At 44.7% G+C, this 5,061-nt stretch carries 5 protein-coding genes; all 5 read right to left on the reverse strand.

What is annotated here, in order from left to right; genetic code table 11:
• A partial coding sequence (locus ACLOR3_RS02190) for a glycosyltransferase family protein (protein WP_497867273.1) occupies positions 1-524 on the reverse strand: 524 nt, incomplete at its 3' end.
• Positions 508-2,022, reverse strand: coding sequence for an accessory Sec system glycosyltransferase GtfA (gtfA, locus tag ACLOR3_RS02195; protein ID WP_411400112.1), 1,515 nt, complete (start codon positions 2,020-2,022; stop codon positions 508-510). The genes gtfA and ACLOR3_RS02190, both read right to left, overlap by 17 nt.
• 10 nt (positions 2,023-2,032) lie before the next feature.
• Positions 2,033-4,408: an accessory Sec system translocase SecA2 gene (secA2, locus tag ACLOR3_RS02200; RefSeq protein ID WP_411400113.1), complete on the reverse strand. Its 2,376-nt coding sequence runs from the start codon at positions 4,406-4,408 to the stop codon at positions 2,033-2,035.
• A gap of 46 nt (positions 4,409-4,454) precedes the next feature.
• Complete coding sequence (gene asp3 / locus ACLOR3_RS02205; protein WP_412036947.1) at positions 4,455-4,910, reverse strand: accessory Sec system protein Asp3; 456 nt, start codon at positions 4,908-4,910, stop codon at positions 4,455-4,457.
• Positions 4,907-5,053, reverse strand: a complete 147-nt coding sequence (locus ACLOR3_RS02210; RefSeq protein ID WP_412036989.1) for an accessory Sec system protein Asp2 — start codon at positions 5,051-5,053, stop codon at positions 4,907-4,909. The genes asp3 and ACLOR3_RS02210 overlap by 4 nt, the downstream gene beginning before the upstream one ends.
• Positions 5,054-5,061 lie beyond the last annotated feature (8 nt).

Genomic DNA, 5,061 nt, shown 5'->3' on the forward strand with positions numbered 1-5,061 from the left:
CGATTTTTGAAAATCCGCATGGGCTCATGATCCAGCGTCAAAATCAGATCACCTGTTTGATGATTTTCTGTTAGGCGTTCCATCTCTTCTTCAAAGTAGGTGGTTAACAAAGGATTGCCCTGACCATCACAAGTGGTCACCGCTATTTTTCGACCGTATTGATCATAGTGATCCACTGTGCTTACTTGTCCCTCTTGATGGAACCACTCTACCCGTTCGACGATTCGTTTATGAGTAGCATCTTGGTAATAGATGCGTGCTTTTTCTTGGCCGTAATAGGAAATCCGTCCACCAGATGCATCACCAGTGATTTCCCAAAAATCAGGGACTAAAATTTCGTTAAAGAAGCGCCCCCGTTTTTCACCTGTAGGTCGGCCTAAAAAGTAAAGAAAAGGCGACTCCACTCCATCAGGTAAAAAACCATTCGGTTCCAAGACGATCGTTGGATGCGTGTAACTTGCTCTTTGTAAAGAATAGAGCAGATCTTGGCTTTCACGCGAAAACCGATCAAATACGTTCAGCATGGGTCACCTCCTCAATCAATCGAGACCAAGCTTTTTCAACCTTACTGGTCAGAAAATCTTCTGCACGCGCATAAGATGCTTGACGCATGGATGGCATCTTTTGGCTCTGGTATAGCAAGCAGATCATTTCAGCAAAGGACCTCGCTATCCTGTCCACAACCTGGTCTGGTTCAGTCGGAAGCAGGTAGCCATTTCCCCCATCTCTAACAAAGTTCTGATTGCCATAAGGCACATCAAAGCCAATGATTGGAAGACCAGAACCAATCGCCTCCATCAGGGTTAGACCGAAGCCTTCACTGGTAGAAGCCGAAAGATAGACTTCATAATCTTTGTAAATATCGGTCAAGTCCATATGGCCTCTGAGCTGGATATAGTCCGTCGCTCCTAACTCTTCAATCAGTGATTGCAACTTACCTTCCTCTCCGCCTTTTCCATAAATATCAAAAGAAAGGGACGGTAGCTCTTTTTTTGCTTCGACAACTGCTCGAACTAACCAGTCGATGTGTTTTTCTGTCGCCAGACGCGAAGCAGTCATCAGAGAAAAAGGTTTACGAGAGTCGTTTTGCGGTAGACTGGCGAGACTTCCTACCGGAATGGTGTAAATAACAGGAGCATGAGGGGTATATTTGGCGAACTGCGCTGCTAAAACTTCCTTTTGGCGATTGGTTGCGACAATAAAGAAGTCCACCTTGTCCGCATTGGTAAATTGGTAATCGTAATAATTGTTCCACAAAATATATTGATCATCGGTATGATTGACACTATAGTGCTCCGCATGGACCACGACTCCTAGACGAGCTTTTTGGGCCTCTTCAAAAATAGGTTGGCCGATGTCAGTCTCCCGATCCAAAATCACCAGATCTTGTTTGGTCAAGTTGAGACTTTGCATAAAGTAGCGAATCAATTCCTGCCGACCGAAGAGATAACGATCTGGAAAACGGTAAATCTCCTGACCATCTGCCAACTGCATCCGATAGGCCACACTTCCATCTTCATTGTAGAAACGTCGTTCAATCAAGTTGGCTTGATTATTTTTAGGGATAAAGTACTCTGTACAGTAGCGAGTATAGGAAAAATAGTCTTTTCTGACTAGAATCCCTCTGGAAACATACTCACAGCGCTCTACATAAGGACTCTCTTCGTCCCGAAGATAGCAGGTCAAAAAACTGTCTTGGTCTTCATAGAAATAGCGCTTCACCTTCCCCGTGGTCTCTTCTCGCGTTGGCTTCCCAGCGAACCCAGCCAGGACTTGATCCACCGTATAAGTGGTTGGCGCAATTTTGATATCCGTAAAATGGGTGTAGATCCATATGATTTCATGGTCTTTAAATCCAATATTCTCTGTTAAGTGTTGAATATTGTCTGCTAATATCATATCCATAAAAATAAATTTTGCAGGTTCTTGGATCTGTCTTAGCAACTTGGCCCGATAGGCTTGTGCATACTCGACGCCACTACTGGCCCATCCAATCCCAAGATTGATATTGTATACTGTCATAAATCCTCTTTTATGGGAAATACAGGACAATTTCCCCTTTTGTATTGATTTCTACTCGACTGAGTAAGAGATTGCGAACCATCTGCTCTTTTGCCAAAGCCTTCATCCGATCAAAAGATAAAGAGGCTTCTTGGTAAAACTCGACCAGTGGATTCTTTTGACTGGCGTACTGACCAGACAAGGCCACACGTAATTGTTGCAAATAATCCACTTGTTCCACCCAATTTTCGTCAATAGCTTTTAAGAGCACCATCCGTTGAAACTGAGCAATTACCTCATCGGATTCCAGCCTTTGATATTTAGCAAGCAACTCCGAGCGGGCTAGCTCCCAGAGGAAATCCTCTTTTGCCTGCCTGGAAGGAAAGGCTTGATGGATCTGAGCAGGATTAACCTGATAGCTGATATGATCTAAAATATAGTGATAGAAGGCAATCGGGTCTTGATACTTCTTATTTTTAGCCACATGGGCAAACACTTCTCGAGCAATTTTCTCGATTAGTCCATCCAAACGTCTGTCCAGCCTGATCAACCGATCCCGTTCCTTATAAACCAAATCGCGTTGAATGTTCATACTCTCTGCGAACTCTAAGGTCAAGCGACGACTAGCTTGCGCAGCACTTTCACTCGCATCCTGAGCTTGAGCGACGATGCGATGGTATTTCCTCCGAGTTAGAGGTTTGGCTTTTCGAAGTCGATCCTCTACGTCGTAATCTTGATACCTATCTTGGATCCAGTTTGGTCCCCAGTGTTTGATTAAATCATCCTCCAGAGAGACAAAAAACTTGGTTTTTCCGGGATCTCCTTGACGTCCTGATCGTCCTCGAATCTGGAGATCTATCCGGCGATTCATCATCCGCTCCGTCCCGACGACAACCAAGCCACCTAAGGCAGCTACACCCTGCCCTAATTTGATATCTGTCCCCCGACCTGCCATCGAGGTCGCAACGGTCACTGCGCCTCTTTGACCAGATTCAGCAATAATCTGCGCTTCACGAGAAGCCTTATTGGCATTCAACAGATTATGGGGAATTCCTTCACGAAGGAGAAGGTTTGAATACAAGACAGACATCTCAACCGAGCCGGCAAAGATCAAAATCGGGTTTCCCTTTGCATGGACTTCTTTGATGTAGGCCATAGAAGCATAGACTTTTTCTGGCAAGGTCTGGTATATCTCATCTGGAAGATCCTGCCTAATCCGTTTTCGATTGGTTGGGATCTGAATCACTGACATGGCATAGGTCTCCAAAAATTCAGCTTCTGCAACCTTCCCGGTTCCCGTCATACCGCCGAGTTTTTGAAACATCTTGAATAAATTTTGGTAAGTAATCGAAGCCATGGCCCGTGTCTCTGGTGTCAAGGAAAGTCCTTCCTTGGCTTCAAGAGCCTGATGCAGTCCCCCTTGAAGTCGAGTCAATTCCATAAGACGCCCCGTTGCTTGATCCAAAAGGACAAGCTCCTGTTCTCCTTTTTCATTCGAACGGACGACATAGTCCTTGTCCCTTTTATAGTGTTGATGTGCTTGTAAAGCCAGACTAATATGGCGGACAAGATCACGGTGCTCAGGATCATACAAATGCTGCAGGGATAGAAAAGCCTCGGCTGCTTTTACACCTTTTGGGGTCAACCACACCTGTTTCTTGTCCCCATCAGCCTTGTATTCTTCTCCTTCTTTGAAGGTTCGGATCAAGGTGTCTACAATCCCATATAGATTGGACTGCACACGAGGAGAACCCGAAATCACTAAAGGTGTCTGAGCACTATCCAATAAGATAGAATCGATTTCATCTACAATCGCATAGTTTAAATTTGCCAGGAATTGGCCATCAACAGAGGCGGTTAAATTTTCTGAAAGATAATCAAAGCCCAAGCTACTATTGGTGGTATAAACAATGTCAGATTGATAGAGCAACCGCTTCTTAGCTGGGGAGAGTTCGCCCTCAGTATCTTGAAGTGGAACTCCAACTGTCAAACCTAGAAAACGATAAATCTTCCCCATTTCTTCCGCATCACGAGTTGCCAGGTAAGTATTGGGGGTAATCACCATAACCCCCTTCCCTTCTATTGCATTCAGGTAGGCAGGCATGGTTGCCGTTAGGGTCTTTCCTTCCCCGGTTTCCATCTCTGCAATATTTCCTTGGTGGAGGACGATCGCTCCCATGACTTGAACATCGTAAGGAAACATCCCCAAGACTCTCTGAGAGACTTCTCTCACGACTGCATAAGCTTCTGCTAGCAAATCGTCTAGTGACTCTCCTTGTCGGAAACGACGGCGGAATTCCTCTGTCTTTTCTTGTAACTGCTGGTCTGTCAACTGGGACATCCGATCTTTCCAGCTATTCACCTTATTTAAAATCTTTTTTATTTTTTTTAATTTTATAGAATCCACTGGGTCCTCATTTCCTATCCATCTGCCTGATCTATATCAGAATAACTCATTGTTCAGACGAAATCGGTGAAATCGTGATATGGTGAAAGGTAAACTCTTGCATCCCAGCACTGAGGAGATGCACTTGGTAAGAATAGGCTTGCTCTGGATACACAAACTTAACTTGCCCTTCTGTACTGACCTGCCGGTCCACTATCTTGCCAAAACGATCCTGGCAAACAACTTCTAGCATAACCGTATGAGCAGGCCTAGAAGTCATCTGAACTTCAACTACATAGGTCTGACCTCTCTGTAAAAGTGGCAGACTGGGTGCCATCCGATCCTCCCCATAGCTTGTGAGGGATTTCCAACTTTTTAAGACTTGGCCAGAAGGCATCAAAGGATTCGTAAATCGAATCTGATCTTCTGCTAGTCTTTCTATCACAGACCCCCACAAATAATCAACTGAAGAGATCGGCCCCCAATAAAGGTGACGATCTTTTTGCTTTCTCATCCTAATCATCCACTTCTTCCAAAATCTCTTTCCATGATTTCTTTGTATTGGGTCAAGAACCACTCAATGATAGACTCCGTTGCATCATTGTGGCGACCCGGGCGACTTGAACTAATGATCCGAATAGGCTGGTGATAAAGAGCTTCTAAAATATCCGAAT

This window comes from Streptococcus intestinihominis (assembly GCF_046824975.1).
In the GTDB taxonomy this organism is placed as follows: domain Bacteria; phylum Bacillota; class Bacilli; order Lactobacillales; family Streptococcaceae; genus Streptococcus.